A 14,647-nucleotide genomic window follows, 5' to 3' on the forward strand; every position below is an offset into this window, starting at 1 on the left:
TTGGTCGACGCGAGCGTTCTCCGCACAGGCCAGGGGAGGGGAGGAAAGATGACCGGATACTGTTTCCGAGCAGGGTGCCTTGCAAAAGCCACGACATGCACACCGCAACGGCGCTCATTTCCCATGGCGTCCGGCCGCGGTTCGCCAGAGGCCCGGGCATGAACCACCCGCTGCCCGAAACCGGCCCCGACCGGCAGTTCCAGAGCCATGTCGCCGACGGCCATCTCTGGATTCAGCATTGCAGCGACTGCGGCGGTGCCATCTTTCATCCGCGCGTGCTCTGCCCGCATTGCGGGTCGCTCGCGCTCGAATGGCGCCGGGCCTCGGGTCGCGGCACGGTGTATTCCCGCGCCGACCTGATCCAGAAACCGAAGCCGGGCGAGACCGAGCCCCGCCATCACGCCCTTGTCCTCGTCGATCTTGACGAAGGTCCGCGGATGATGAGCCGGCTGCCGGACGTCGCACCGGAAGAGATCCGGATCGGCATGAGGGTTCAGGCCCGTATCGCCGGCGACCCGGGTGAATATGCGGTGGTGTTCGATCCCGAGGAGGCAGCGGAATGAGCGGGCTTCGGGGGGGCGCTGCCATCGTCGGCGTCGGCACCGCCGGGCTGGGCGAGGCGCCGGGATTCACCGCCATGGACATTCAGGCGCTGGCGGTGCGGCAGGCGCTGGACGAGGCGGGACTCGCCCTGTCCGATGTCGACGGCCTTTTCTGTGCCAACATGAGCCACACGTTTCCGGCGATCTCGACGCTCGAATATCTGGGCCTGCGGCCGCGCTGGATCGACGGGACAAATACCGGCGGATCGAGCTTTGTCGGCTATGCGACCTCGGCCGCCATGGCATTGCAGGCGGGGCTCTGCGATGTCGCGCTGATCTGCTATGGTGCGACGATGCGGTCGGGCGCGGGGCGCATGGTGCCGGCCGCCGAACAGCCGACCTATGAGATACCGCACAAGCCGCGCTATCCGATGACCGCCTATGCGATGGCGGCCGCCCGCCACATGGCCGAATTTGGCACCACGCGCGAACAGCTTGCCGAGGTCGCCGTCGCCGCCCGCGGCTGGGCGCAGAAGAACCCCGATGCCTTTGAACGCGATCCGCTGAGCATCGAGGATGTTCTGGCTTCCCGTATGGTGATGGAGCCGCTGACATTGCGCGACTGCTGCTTGCTGACCGACGGGGCGGGTGCTGTGGTCATGACGCGGCCGGACCGCGCGCGCGATCTGGCGCAGACGCCGGTCTATTTTCTTGGCGGCGGTGTCGCCTCCTACAACCGCGCGGTGTCCGAAATGCCGGATCTGACCACCACGGCGGCGAAGGATTCAGGCGCGCGGGCCTTTGCCATGGCAGGTCTGCGACCATCCGATATGGACGTGCTGCAGCTCTATGACGCCTTCACCATCAACGTGATCCTGTTCCTCGAAGATCTGGGTTTCTGCGCCAAGGGCGACGGCGGCAGCTTTGTCTCGGGCGGGCGGATCGCGCCCGGCGGCGCGCTGCCGGTCAACACCAACGGCGGCGGGCTCTCGTTCACACATCCCGGCATGTATGGCGTCTTCACCCTGATCGAGGCGGCGCGCCAGCTGCGGGGAGCCGCCGGCGCCCGGCAGGTTCCGGGGGCTGCGACCGCGCTGTGCCACGGCAACGGCATCACCCTGTCGCATCAGGCCACCGCCATTTTCGGCAGAGCCGAGACGCTCTGACCACCCCACTTCAAAGGACAAAGTTATGACCGAGCTTGTTGCAACCGAGATCCGGGGGAAGATCGGGATCATCCGTCTGAACCGCCCCCCGGTGAATGCCCTGGGTCAGGCCCTGCGCAGCGCGGTGGCCGAGGCGCATCTGCGACTGGATGCCGACCCTGCCGTCGCGGCGATCCTGCTGACCGGGACGGGGCGGTTCTTTTCCGCCGGGGCCGACATCACCGAATTCTCGGGCGGCCGGCGTCATCCCTATCTGACCGAACTGATCGCACAGCTTGAAAACGGCACCAGCTCGGTGATTGCCGTGGCCAATGGAATGGCCTTTGGCGGCGGGTTCGAGCTGATCCTCGGCTGCGACTATCTCTATGTCCTGCCGGAGGCGACGCTGGCCTTCCCCGAGATCAAGCTTGGCAACATCCCCGGCGCCGGCGGCACCCAGAAGCTGCCGCGGCTGATCGGCGGACCCAGGGCGCTTGGCCTGATCCTGTCCGGCGACCCGATCACGGCGCAGGAGGCTGTGTCGCTTGGCATCGCGGACCGGCTGGTTGCCGATCTCGACGCAGCCGTTGCATTTGCGACCGACGCCGTCGCCGCGGGCCTGCCGCGCCGCCGGATCCGCGACCGGAACGTGCCAGGTCACCCCGACGAGCTTGCGGCCGCCGCCGCGCCCTTTCTGCGCCGGGCGCGGGGCGCGCTGGCCACCGCCAAGGGCATCGAGGGCGTGCGCATGGCTTATGACACGCCGATCGACGAGGGGCTGTTGTGGGAACAGCAGACCTTTGCCGCGCTGAACGCCTCGCCCGAGTCGAAAGCGCAGCGCCACATCTTTTTTGCCGAACGCGCGGCGCGCAAGATCGCCGATCTTCCCGCCGACACGCCGAAACGCCGCCTCGCCACCGCCGGGGTCGTCGGCGCTGGCACCATGGGGGCCGGCATCGCCATGTGCATGGCCAATGCAGGCATCCCGGTTATTCTGGTCGAGCAGGATCAGGGCCGTCTCGACACCGGGCTTGCCCGCATCCGCCGCACCTATGAGGAGGCTCTTGGCAAGGGCCGGATTTCAAGCGCCGAGGCTGAAGCCCGGCTTGGCCGCATCTCGGGATCGGTCGACATGCAGGCGCTGGCGGACGCCGACCTTGTGGTCGAGGCGGTGTTCGAAGCGATGGAGGTCAAGCGCGCGGTCTTCACGCGCCTCGACGCGATCTGCAAACCGGGCGCGATCCTTGCCACCAATACATCGACGCTCGATGTCAACGAGATCGCGGCAGCAACGGGGCGGCCGCAGGACGTCATCGGCCTGCATTTCTTCAGCCCCGCGCATGTCATGAAGCTGCTCGAGGTTGTGCGCGCCGAGACGACCGCGCCGGAGGTCATCGCAACGGCGATGGATCTGGGCCAGCGGATCGGCAAGATCCCCGTGCTGGTCGGCGTCTGCGACGGCTTTGCCGGCAACCGGATGTTCATCAACTTCAATCGCGAGGCGCAGATCCTGATCGAGAATGGCGCGCTGCCCTGGCAGATCGACCGCGTGCTGACCGACTGGGGTCTGGCGATGGGGCCGCTTTCGGTGATGGATCTTGCCGGGCTCGACATCGGATATGCGATCCGCAAGGAACGCGCGGCGCGGCGCAAGCCGTCCGATCCCTACCCGTTCACCACCGCCGACCGTCTGGCCGAGGCCGGCCGGCTTGGCCAGAAGACCGGGCGCGGCTGGTATCTCTATCCCGAAAATGCCCGCCGCGGTCTGCCCGACCCCGAGGTCGAGGCGCTGATCGAAGCGGTCTCGCGCGAGAAAGGCATCACCCGGCGCCCGGTTTCCGACGAGGAGATCCTGCACCGGTGCCTGTGGCAGCTTGTGAACACCGGCTGCCAGATCCTCGAGGAAGGGATCGCGCAGCGTGCCAGCGACCTCGATGTGATCTTCGTCAACGGCTATGGCTTTCCACGGCCCCGCGGCGGGCCGATGTTCTTTGCCGAGTTGACCGGGTTCGACCGGGTTGCGGCCGAGGTCGAACGTTTCGCGGCCGAGGTGGGCGATCACTGGCGGCCCTCGGCTCTGCTGCTCGAGGCCGCGCGTACCGGCCGGCTCGACGCCGCCGCCTGACCTGCGACCGACATTGCCGGCAAAGCGAAACGGCCACCGTCCGGTGGCCGTTTCCTTTTCGCCCGAGTGGTGTGGGGGGGCGCCTGCCCCGACCCTCAGGCGAAACCAAACAGGCGCGGAAAGTACATCGTGAAAAACGGCACATAGGTGACCAGCAACAGCACGACGATCTCGGCAATGACGAACGGCACGATTGCGCGACTGAGCCCGCCCAATGTCACGGTCGAGATCCCGCAGGCGGCAAACAACACCAGCCCGAATGGCGGCGTCGCCAGCCCGATGGTCAGATTGGTGCAGGTGATCAGGCCGAAGTGAATGGGATCCACGCCATATTGATAGGCAATCGGCGCAATCAGCGGCCCCAGAACGATGATCGCGAACCCCATGTCGAGGAACATGCCGATGATCAGGAAAAGGACGTTCACCAGCAGAAGGAAGACATACTTGTTTTCCGTCAGCATGACGAAGACCAGCGTCACATGCTCGACCAGATTGTAATAGCTCACCAGCCAGCTGAAGCATTTTGCAGATGCCAGCAGGAACAGGATCATCGCGGTCGACTGGACCGTGTGCCTCAGGATCGGGCCGATGTCCTTCAGCTTCAGCGTGCGATAGAAGACAAAGCCCGCGAACAGCCCGTACATGACCGCCACGGCCGAGGCCTGGGTCGGGCTGAAGAACCCGCCGAGGATGCCGCCCATGATGATGACGGGCAACAGCAGCGCCGGCACACCGCGAATGACTGCAACGAGCAGACGGTGAAAGCCGACGAAGGGGGTTCTTTCGCCATAACCTTTTCGCACCGCGATGATATAGGCCGTGACCATCAGCGAGATGGCGATCAGCACACCCGGCAGCAGCCCGCCAAGAAACAGCCCCGCGATCGAGACATTCATCACCGAGGCGTAGATCAGCATCGGGATGCTGGGCGGAATGATCGGGCCGATGATCGAGCTTGAGGCTGTCACCGCGGCGCTGAATTCCTCGCTGTAGCCATTCTTCTTCATCGCCGGGATCATGATCCCGCCGACCGCCACCGTGTCGGAGACCGCCGATCCGGTGATGCCTGCAAAGAACATGCTGGCAATGATGTTGGTGTGAGCAAGACCGCCGCGGATCCAGCCCACCAGCGCCGAGGAAAGGTCCATCAGCTTGTCGGTGATCCGGGCGCGGTTCATGATCTCGCCGGTCATGATGAAGAAGGGGACCGCCAGCATCAGCATGTTCTCGGTGCTCGAGAACATCCGCTGCGGGATCTGCAGGAACAGCCGCGGATCGCCGATCTGCAGGTAGACGAAGATCGTCGTCAGAACGAGACAGAAGGCGATCGGTACGCCGAGGATGAGCAGCGGCACGAAACTGCCGAAGATGATACCGACCATTCGTCAGTCTCCATTTTCGAGGGTTGCTGTGAATTTATGCCGGTCCGCGGCGCTGCGCGGGTCGGGAAGCGCCGCGCCGAGGCTCATCAACCCCAGCAGCGCGCCGCCAACCGGGATCGACAGATAGTACCAGTAGAGGTTGATGCTGAGGTAAAGCGAGGTCTGCGACTTGCCGACGAAGCTGGCCATCTTCAGGCCGAAATAGACCATCACCGAAGCAATGATCAGCGCTGCGATGGCATAGACGATCCGCAGCAGGCCCTGAATCCGGCGGCCCGACGATTCATAGAACATGTCGACGCCGATGTGACCGCCGCGACGGGCAACGACCCCGGCACCGACAAAGATCGTCCAGGCAAACAGCAGGTTGTTGATTTCCTCGACCCAGACCAGCGAATTGCCAACGACCTGATCGACGATGATCCCGGTGGCGGTATTGAGAAACAGCAGGGCCAGAAGAACCATGGCCACCAGAAAACCGGCCCTTTCGAGCCAGTCGAGGAAAGTCTGGTACCAGATCAGGGTCTCTCTCATGTTCAAGTTCTCGTTTCGGTCTGGGACTGGCCCGGTCAGACGCCGCGACTGTGCTCGCAGCGGTGCCAAAGCCTCGGCAGGATCGAACAGGTAGGTTGCTTGGATTTCAACCGGCCGGCTGTGCGCGAAGCCACCAGACGGATCTGTCCAGCGTTGGATCGGCTGCGGACGGGCGACTTTTGTGGCTCGAAAACCCGGCGCGGGAACGAAGGCCCGCGCCGCACCGGCGCAGTGCAGCGGGCGGCGGCGCGGTCACGGGAGAGACCGGCACGCCGCCGACATCACATCGGTTCAGGGCTGTTCTTCGGCGGCATTCGCGGCAGCGATGATCCGGTCGACCCATTCCTGACCCGCACCATCGGGGATCTTTTTGGCGATGATGTCGATGTAGGGCTGCTGACCGAGCGCCTTGAATTCCGCGATCTCGGCGTCGGTCGGATAGTAGAAGACAGCACCTGCCTCCTCCATCGCCTGCTGGATGACCAGCGAGCTGAGCAACGATTGCGCGTTTGCCACGCGGGTATAAAGGTCGCCGCCCTGCAGGACGATCATCTGCTGGTCCGGGGTGAGAGAGCGCAGAAACTCCTCGTTGATCAACAGCGGATGCAGGTTGAAGCTGTGCCGCGTCATCGTCACGTAGGGGTTCACCTCGTAGAGCTTCTTCGAGTACATCGAATAAAGCTCGGTATCGTGGCCCTCGGCCATCCCGGTCTGCAGCGCGGTGTAAAGCTCGTCCCAGGTGACAGTGACCGTGTTGGCGCCCCAGGCGCGGAACATCGCCAGAAGGCCCGGGTTTTCGGGAACCCGCATCTTCATGCCCTTCAGGTCGCTGACGCTCTTGATCGGCTTTTCGGTATAGATTTGCCGGAACCCGGCGCCATCGGCCCAGCCGAGCACGCGAAGCCCGGTGCGTTCCAGAAACAGATCGGCCAGTTCATCGCCGATCGGCCCTTCCATGACCTTCCAGGCTGTCAGGTTGTCCCGGAACACATAGGGGATCTGGGTGATGGCGATCTCCGGCATGAACGGGACCATGATCGACGTATAGCCGCCAACCATCTGAATCACCCCGGTCTGCGCCGATTCGATCATCGTGCGCGCATTCCCGAGCGCACCGTCTGGATGGATCTCGACCACGAGTTCGCCTTGCGAGGCGACCTCGATATAGTTCTTCATGGCCGCGAGGCCCGCTGTCCGGCCGGCGCCCGGCAGGCGAACATCGCCTTCAGAGCTGTGTCCCACCTTGATGACGATGGGTTCGGCAAAGGCAGACCCCACTGTTGTCGCAATTGCCAGTCCCATGCCCAGGATGGCTCCGGTCAGTTTGTTCATGTCTTCCTCCCTGTTGTCGATCTTCGGCGCCGCCGCCCTCTTCCGGGGCGGTTGATGCGATTGCGTGTTCCTTGTCGAAAGCACTCAGTGATTAATGAAACTCTATTCCAAAATTTTGACTCCTGTCGAGATGTATCTGCGCCTCGTGCCCCGGGGACCGGTCTGCACCCCGGCTTTGCGCTAAAGCGTCATGCCGCCATCGACGACCAGCACGTGGCCGGTCACCATGCTTGCCCCGGCACATAGGAACAGCACCGCTTCGGCAATATCCTCGGGGTCCGACCGGCGTTTCAGCACCGCCTGATCCCGCGCCCATTGCTTGCGCTCCTCCGGCCAGTCGTCGGTCCAGGGTGTCCGGGTCTGACCCGGGGCAACGGCGTTTACCCGCACCTCCGGGGCCAACCCGCGCGCAAGACTGCGGGTCAGGCTGACCAGCCCGGATTTACTGGCGGCATAGGCGATCGAGCTGCCCTGCTGGCCGATCCCGGCGATCGACGTCATGTTCACGATCGCGCCATGGCTCTGCTTCAGACCCGCCGCTGCCGCATGGGCACACCGGAAAGCCCCGATCAGGTTCGTGTTCAGCAAAAGCTGCCAGAACTCTTCGGTCATCCGGTCCAGATCGCCCGGCGGGATCTTGTCCGGCGTCCCGGCAACACCGGCATTGTTGACCAGATAGTCGAGCCCGCCCATGCCGCCGATGGCATCCTCGACCATCGCCTCGGCGTTGCCGGGAACCGAGACATTGCCCGGCGCGCCGATCACCTTCAGGCCACGGGCGCAAAGTTCGGCCACACGCGCGGGACCGGCCGGGTCATCCTCCAGATGGTTCAACGCCACTTCGGCCCCCATCTCGGCCAGCATCGTCACGGTGGCCAGCCCGATGCCCGATGCCCCGCCGGTGACAAGCGCCCGCTTGCCAGACAGATCCGCCTTAATCACTTTCCTGTCCTTCCATGATGTCCCTCAGTTGCGCCTTCAGCTGCAAAAGCCTGAGGTCGCGGTCGCGACACAGCACGTCGGGCGCGGTGTCGCCATAGTCGAAAAATCCCGCGCCCGACCGGATGCCGGTGCGCCCGGCCGCGATCAGCCGCTCCAGCACCGGGCTGCAGCCAGTGTTCTCGGGCGGCTGGTACATACGGCTTGCGATGCCGTTCCGGACCATCTCGAGCCCGGTAAAGTCCATCTTTCGCATATGTCCCTGCACCGCCAGCCGGTGCACCAGACCATGCCGGATCGACAGGTCGATATCCTCGGCATCGGCCCAGCCTTCCTCGATCATGCGCAGGCATTCGAGGTTCAGCGCCGCCTGCAGCCGGTTGGCGACATAGCCCGGCACCAGCCGGTCGAACATCAGCGGCACCTTGCCAAACCCGGCATAAAGGCGCCGCAACGCCTCCGTCGTCTCGGGCCGGGTCGCAGGCCCTGGCGCCAGATCGACCAGATCGACGATATAGGGCGGCGTGTACCAATGCGCGATGGCCGCGCGGGGTTGGCGCACCTCGGGCACCAGCGGAAATATATCGAGGTACGAGGTGTTGCTGGCGATGATCGCCTGTTCCGGGGCGTGCCTGTCGATCTCGTCAAAGACCGCGCGCTTCACCTCTGCCGTCTCGACGACCGCCTCGACCACCAGATCGGCCCCAGAGACCGCCGCAGACAGCGCGGGCGCCATTGTGATCGCGTCCTGCACCACCGCGGCCCGGGCGGGATCGAGCGCGCCTGCGTCGATCAGTGTCTCGCACGCGGCGGCGATCTGCCCGCCCGCCCGCGCCAGCACCGCCTCATCGCGATCATGCAACGCAACCCGGCATCCGCCGAGCGCATGAACCAGCGCCAGCGCATGGCCCATTGTCCCGGCTCCGATCACGGCAACGGTCTCGATTGCCATCCGCTTGTTCCCTCCCTTCGACAGCAACGCTCAGGCGCTGCCACGCCGCACGAGTTCCAGATCGAGCTTCACGGTCTCCCCACCGCTGGCCGGATCCTTCAGACGTTTCAGAATGTGCCGTGCCACGACTTCACCGATCTCGCTGCGCGGCGGCCGCACAGTGGTAAGCGGCGGATTGGTATGCGCCGCGATGTCGAGATCGCCATAGCCGACAATCGCCAGATCCCGTGGCACCTGCAGCCCGCGCCGTTCCGCCTCGAGCACGGCGCCCACAGCCAGCATGTCGCCCGAGAAGGCAATGGCCTCGACGTCGGGCATCCGTTCCAGCACCCGTTGCAGACCGATCCCGCCGTCGCCAATGTCGCGCCCCTCGACCGCCACGATCTCGACCCGCCCGCCGGCACCGGTCACCCCGGCGTGGGCCTCGGCAAATCCGCGCGCCCGCGCCTCGGCCCGCGGGTCACGGTCCGGAACGGAACAAACGAAGGCAACCCTGCGGCGCCCGCTCTCGGCCAGGAAACGCCCGGCCATGCGCCCTGCTTCGGCGTTGCTGAACCCGACGAGGGAATCGAGCGGCCGACCGTCGAGGTCCCACATCTCGACCACGGGGCAATCGACCGTCGACAAGGCAGCAACCGTGCCCCTGCTGTGATCGACCCCGGTCAGCACGATGGCAGAGGGGTTCCAGCCGGCAAATGCCGTCACGATGCGTTCTTCCCGGCCGAGGTCATAGCCGTGGTGCCCGATCATCAACTGGTAGCCCTCGGCCTCGAGCAACGTCGTCATCCTCTCCAGCGTGGCGGCGAAAAACGAGTTCGTCAGGCTCGGAACCACCACCCCGACCAGCGGCGTGTGGTTTCCCGCAAGACCGCCCGCAATCGGGTTCGGCGCATATCCAAGCCGGTCCGCTGCCGCCTGCACCCGCAGCCTGAGATCGTCGGACACCGTGGCGGGCGCGTTGAGCGCACGCGAGACGGTTGCCAGCGACACGCCGGCAACCCGGGCGACATCGGCCATTCGGACCCGCCCTGCCCCACCCCTTCGCTTCTCGGCCTCAACCATCGCTGCCAACGCTCCCTGCACAGGCTTTCGGCCACCCTAGCTTCCGGTTCGGCACTTTGAAAGCGCTTTCACCATGTGCGGAACATCGCATCCACATTTTATTTTTATTGTCAAAAATTGGTCTTTGTGAGATTTCACCATATGAAATCGCTTTCACGACTCATCATGGTTGCGAGGAGATGCCAAAGATGCCGTTCGAAGATGCCCAGACCGTTTCCGGGGCCCGCTATATTGCCGAGAGCTTTCAGGCGCTCGGGGTGCGCCATGTTTTCTTCATGGACGCCATCCTGCGCCCGACGCTTGTCGAGATGGAAGACCTCGGCATCACCCGCATTCTGGCGCATTCCGAGAAGGCCGCCGCCTACATGGCCGACGGCTATGCCAGGGTCAGCGGCAAGGTCGGGGTCTGCATGGCACAGTCCGTGGGCGCCGCGAATCTTGCCGCCGGATTGCAGGATGCCTTTCTGCACCGCGCCCCGCTTGTCGCCCTGACCGGCCGCAAGGAAGCGATGCTGCGCTATCGCAATGCCTATCAGGAGGTTCCGCACACACCCCTATTTTCGGCGGTCACCAAGGCCAGCATGGATGTGGCCGAGGCGCGCGAGCTGCCGCATCTTCTGGCGCAGGCGTTCCGCATGGCAACCGATGGCTCGCCGCGGCCGGTGCATCTCGACCTCAACGGGCTTGGCGGCGAGGTGCTGGAAACCGGCCACCTGTCCCACCCGGCCCTGCCAGACGCGGCCCTTGGCGCGCTGCCGGTTCATCGCCCCCTCGCACCGCAGGCGATGATCGAGGCCGCGGCCGCGCGGCTTTCGGCGGCCAGACGGCCCGTCATGGTGGTTGGCGCAGGTGCCATTCAGGCCGGGGCGCAGGACGAGATCCGCGGCCTTGCCGAAGCCTGCCGGATCCCGGTCGCTACCTCGCTTGGCGGGCGCGGGATTATCCCCACGACCCATCCGCTGCATATCGGAACCGTCGGCACCTATTCGGCGCCGACCGGCAACCAGTTGGTCAGCCAGGCCGATCTGGTGATCTTCATCGGCTGTCATGCGGGCGATCAGCCGACGAACGTCTATACCGTCCCGGCACAGGGCACCGCGATCATCCAGATCGACCTCGACGGGCAGGAGATCGGGCGGAACTATCCCAACGTGACAGGCGTCCACGGCTGTCCGCGACAAGCTGTGGCGGATCTGTCCCGTGCGGTCACGGCAAATCCCGCCTGGGCGGCGTGGAGCGATCATGCCGCCGCGGTCATCGCCGATTGGCGCGCCGAAATGGCGCCGCACTGCCGCTCGGACGCCCGGCCGATCCGGGTGGAGCGTCTGTGCCGCGACGTGTCCCATGCGCTTCCCGACAACGGGGTCATCGTCGCCGACACCGGATATTCCGGGATCTGGACGGCGACGCTGCTCGACCTGCCGCATCCGGGTCAGTCCTATCTGCGCGCGGCAGGCTCGCTTGGCTGGGCGTTTCCGGCAGCGCTCGGCGCGCAGCTTGGTGCACCCGACCGGCCGACCGTGTGTTTCACCGGGGACGGCGCGTTCTATTACCACCTGCCGGAGCTTGAGACCCAAAGACGCTGGCAGATCCCGCTGGTGACCGTGGTCAACAATAACTCGGGCTTCGGTCAGGGCGTCTACAAGGTGAAGTCGTATTACGAGGGCCGCAGCGGCTCGCCCGAAGAGATCAATCGCTTTGGCCCGACCGATTTCGCGGCAATCGCCCGGGACTTCGGTGTCGAGGGGATCCGGATCGAGGATCCGGCCGATCTGGCCCCGGCGCTGAAACAGGCCATCGCCGCCCGCAAGCCGGTGCTGATCGATGTCGTCACCGACATTCATCCGCGCGCGCCCGAGGCCTGGACCCCGCCGGCCTGAGGCAGGCCGGGTGTCGAAGGTCGGGACCGCCGCCCTGCGGTCCCGACCGCCGGGTCAGATCACCATCGCCTGCCCGCCGTTCAGATCGAGCGATGCGCCGGTGACAAATCCCGCCTCCTCTGACGCGAAATAGGCGATGGCGGCGGCAACATCCTCGACCGTGCCATGGCGGCGGACCGGAATGGTGCCGAGCACCCGCGCGCGTTCCTCCGCACTTTGCCGTTCGGCCAGCAGCCCCTGCACCCGCGGCGTCAGGATCGCGCCCGGACAGATCGTGTTGCAGGTAATGCCCTTCGGACCGAACTCCTGTGCAATCTGAAGGGTCAGGGCCTGCATGGCGCCCTTGGCGGCAACATAGTTCGCACCCGCGAACAGGCTGCCAAAACGCCCGGCCTTCGAGCCCATGTTGATGATCCGGCCATAGCCCGCCGCGACCATATGCGGGATCACCGCGCGGGTGGTCTGAACGCAGGCGGTGACGTTGACCGCCATCACCTTGTCCCAATCCGCATCGCTCTGGTCGAGAAAGCCGAAGGGGGTGTGCAGCGAACCGCCGATATTGTTGACCAGCACGTCGATGGCACCGTCCGCCGCCATGGCTGCAACAGCCGCGGCGATGGCCGCGCCGTCCATCATGTCGACGACGCGGGTGGTAACGGCCAACCCTTCGGCCGCGGCCTCCCCGGCTGCCTCTGCCAGAGCATCGGCATCGCGATCCCAGATCGTGACCGCGGCCCCCTCGCGGGCGAGCCGGAATGCGACCCCGCGGCCAAGCCCTGCGCCTGCCGCCGAGATCAGCGCGCTGCGTCCCTCAAAGCGGCGCATTGTCGACCGCCTCGTGGTGGCTGGCTTCCGGATCGACCTTGACGTCGATCACGACCGGTCCGCCCATGCGGTGCGCCTCGTCCAGCGCATCCTTGACCTCGTCGGGGTGGAAGACTGTCAGCCCCTTTGCGCCCATGCCTTCGGATACCTTGGCGAAGTCCACCTCGTTGAAATCGACGCCGATGCGCTTTTCGCCAAGGTTGTCGCGCACCATGCCAAGACCGGCGTTGTTCGACACCAGGAAAACCACATCGAGGTCCTGCTGCACCGCGGTCGGGATCACCTGCAGGGTCATCATGAAGCCGCCATCGCCGGCAAGGCAGGTGACCCGCTTTTCCGGCAGGGCCAGCTTGGCCGCCGCCGCCGCAGGCCCGCCCCAGCCCATCACGCCGGTACCGCCCGGAACGACAAGCTGGCCGGGATAGGGCATTCGCAACCCGAAGGTGGCCCAGATCCGCTGTGCCCCCGCGTCGAGCGTCAAAAGGTCGTCGGGTCCAAGGAAGCTCTGCAATCCGCGCACCACATCGGTGTGATGCACCGTTCCCTGCGCGGCCGGCAGATCCGGCAGATCGAAATATCCGTGCGTTGTCTTCAGCTCCATCCCGGCCGCGGTCCGCGCCGCGGCATCGCGCCCCGACAGTCCGATCTGCGCCAGCATCTGCAGCACGTCGCCAACATCGCCCGTCACCGCCAGATCCACCGGATAGACCCAGCCCGCATTGCGCGGATCGACATCGACCTGCACCAGCGTCTGCTCGCCCGGACGCACCAGACCCGGATCGCGGAACCGGGTGTAATCCGGCCCCATCGAGGCCCCGAGCATCACCACGAGGTCGGCCTTGGCCAGCACCCTGTTGGCCGCCTTGTGGCCCCAGGTGCCCAGCATCCCGCCGCAGATATCGGATGTTTCTGCAACGACGCCCTTGGCGTTATAGCTGGTGACGACCATCACACCCGCGGCCTCTGCGAGCGTCTGCAACTGCGGCCCGACGCCCGCCGCCACCACGCCATTGCCCGCCACGATCACCGGCCGGCTTGCACCGTCGATCAACCGGGCCAGTTCGGCCACCGCGGCAGGATCCGGACGCGACGGGGTATAGCTCAGATAGCCGCAACTGGGATAGAGAACCGGTTTCGCCGTCTCGGCCATCTCGGCCCGGATGATCGACGTCTTCATGATCACCGCCGCCGGTCCGGTGCGCGGAAGCGAGGCATGCTTGACCGCCATCTGGGTGCCGAACACCGCCTCCTCGGGCGAGGTCGCATAGGTGCAATATTTGGTGATCGGCTTCAGCGACGCCATCGCATCCGCGCCGCCGTAATCGCCGGTCATGGTCTGATAACAGCCCATCTGGCCATAGCCGTCATAATCCGAGGTCTCGGTCAGCACGACCATCGGCGAGCCGGAGAAATGCGCCTCGAGGATGCCTATGGCACCCATCGTCGTGACCCAGGGGCCCTGCCCCATCAGCAAACCGGGCCGCCCGGTCAGACGGCCCGTCACCTGCGCCATGATCGAGGCAATCCATTCGTTCCGGCACAGCACGACGTCGAACTCGTCCTTTGCGTCGTAAAAGGCTGGCAGCGACCACGTCACCCCGAGTCCCGGGAGCGTGAACCCGCGCTTGACGCCGCAATCTATCAGCGTTCGCACGACCATCTCGTTCGTCTTCACCATGGTTTTCCGCTTCCTCCCGGTTTGCTGCGGCCAGCACGCGGGCCAGGTGGACGCCATCGCTGCGTCGCCCCGGTCCCCTGCCCTCTCCCTGATCAGGCTCCGTATTTTGAAATTATATTTTAAAAATTGTCAAACCCGGCTATTCTCGGCGAACCACTTTTCGGCTGCAGGGCCGGATCGGACATTTTTTCTGTCCGGGATGGCTTGTCTTTCAAAGGAGTAACCCCTTGAACACGTTTACTTTCAGAGAG

12 protein-coding genes are annotated in these 14,647 nt (G+C 65.2%); 4 read left to right on the forward strand and 8 right to left on the reverse strand.

What is annotated here, in order from left to right; all coding sequences use genetic code 11:
- The first annotated feature begins 158 nt into the window (after positions 1-158).
- From DQG17_RS17840 to DQG17_RS17850, 3 genes are read left to right on the forward strand one after another with little or no spacing between them, the layout of a single operon-like run.
- Positions 159-563, forward strand: coding sequence for a Zn-ribbon domain-containing OB-fold protein (locus tag DQG17_RS17840; protein ID WP_116134232.1), 405 nt, complete (start codon positions 159-161; stop codon positions 561-563).
- Positions 560-1,708 (forward strand): acetyl-CoA acetyltransferase, encoded by a 1,149-nt coding sequence (locus tag DQG17_RS17845; protein ID WP_116134233.1) that lies wholly within the window; start codon positions 560-562, stop codon positions 1,706-1,708. The genes DQG17_RS17840 and DQG17_RS17845 overlap by 4 nt, the downstream gene beginning before the upstream one ends.
- Before the next feature lie 25 nt (positions 1,709-1,733).
- Positions 1,734-3,812 (forward strand): 3-hydroxyacyl-CoA dehydrogenase NAD-binding domain-containing protein, encoded by a 2,079-nt coding sequence (locus DQG17_RS17850; protein WP_116134234.1) that lies wholly within the window; start codon positions 1,734-1,736, stop codon positions 3,810-3,812.
- 95 nt (positions 3,813-3,907) lie between these two features.
- Here the strand turns inward: DQG17_RS17850 and DQG17_RS17855 are convergent, their stop codons facing one another.
- The 6 genes from DQG17_RS17855 to DQG17_RS17880 form a co-directional block, all read right to left on the reverse strand.
- The gene (locus DQG17_RS17855) at positions 3,908-5,194 is read right to left on the reverse strand and encodes a TRAP transporter large permease (RefSeq protein WP_116134235.1); all 1,287 of its coding nucleotides are present in this window, start codon (positions 5,192-5,194) and stop codon (positions 3,908-3,910) included.
- A gap of 3 nt (positions 5,195-5,197) precedes the next feature.
- The gene (locus DQG17_RS17860) at positions 5,198-5,728 is read right to left on the reverse strand and encodes a TRAP transporter small permease (protein WP_116134236.1); all 531 of its coding nucleotides are present in this window, start codon (positions 5,726-5,728) and stop codon (positions 5,198-5,200) included.
- Between the two features lie 291 nt (positions 5,729-6,019).
- Positions 6,020-7,060 carry a TRAP transporter substrate-binding protein gene (locus tag DQG17_RS17865; protein WP_116134237.1) on the reverse strand — a complete coding sequence of 347 codons (1,041 nt, stop codon included), beginning with the start codon at positions 7,058-7,060 and terminating at the stop codon, positions 6,020-6,022.
- A gap of 180 nt (positions 7,061-7,240) precedes the next feature.
- The gene (locus DQG17_RS17870; protein ID WP_116134238.1) at positions 7,241-8,002 is read right to left on the reverse strand and encodes an SDR family NAD(P)-dependent oxidoreductase; all 762 of its coding nucleotides are present in this window, start codon (positions 8,000-8,002) and stop codon (positions 7,241-7,243) included.
- Positions 7,995-8,951, reverse strand: coding sequence for a 3-hydroxyacyl-CoA dehydrogenase family protein (locus DQG17_RS17875; protein ID WP_198666185.1), 957 nt, complete (start codon positions 8,949-8,951; stop codon positions 7,995-7,997). The genes DQG17_RS17870 and DQG17_RS17875 overlap by 8 nt, the downstream gene beginning before the upstream one ends.
- 30 nt (positions 8,952-8,981) lie before the next feature.
- Positions 8,982-9,968: a LacI family DNA-binding transcriptional regulator gene (locus tag DQG17_RS17880; RefSeq protein WP_198666186.1), complete on the reverse strand. Its 987-nt coding sequence runs from the start codon at positions 9,966-9,968 to the stop codon at positions 8,982-8,984.
- Positions 9,969-10,201: 233 nt separating this feature from the next.
- On the opposite strand from DQG17_RS17880, the gene DQG17_RS17885 reads away from it, so the two are divergent.
- On the forward strand, positions 10,202-11,893 hold the full coding sequence (locus tag DQG17_RS17885) for a thiamine pyrophosphate-binding protein (RefSeq protein WP_116134410.1): 1,692 nt from the start codon (positions 10,202-10,204) through the stop codon (positions 11,891-11,893).
- Between the two features lie 54 nt (positions 11,894-11,947).
- On the opposite strand, the gene DQG17_RS17890 is transcribed toward DQG17_RS17885, so the two are convergent.
- The gene (locus DQG17_RS17890; protein WP_116134240.1) at positions 11,948-12,718 is read right to left on the reverse strand and encodes an SDR family NAD(P)-dependent oxidoreductase; all 771 of its coding nucleotides are present in this window, start codon (positions 12,716-12,718) and stop codon (positions 11,948-11,950) included.
- Complete coding sequence (locus DQG17_RS17895) at positions 12,705-14,396, reverse strand: thiamine pyrophosphate-binding protein (RefSeq protein ID WP_116134241.1); 1,692 nt, start codon at positions 14,394-14,396, stop codon at positions 12,705-12,707. Before DQG17_RS17895 ends, DQG17_RS17890 begins: the two co-directional genes overlap by 14 nt.
- Between the last annotated feature and the right edge of the window lie 251 nt (positions 14,397-14,647).

Source organism: Tropicimonas sp. IMCC34043, from assembly GCF_003390845.1.
GTDB lineage: Bacteria > Pseudomonadota > Alphaproteobacteria > Rhodobacterales > Rhodobacteraceae > Tropicimonas.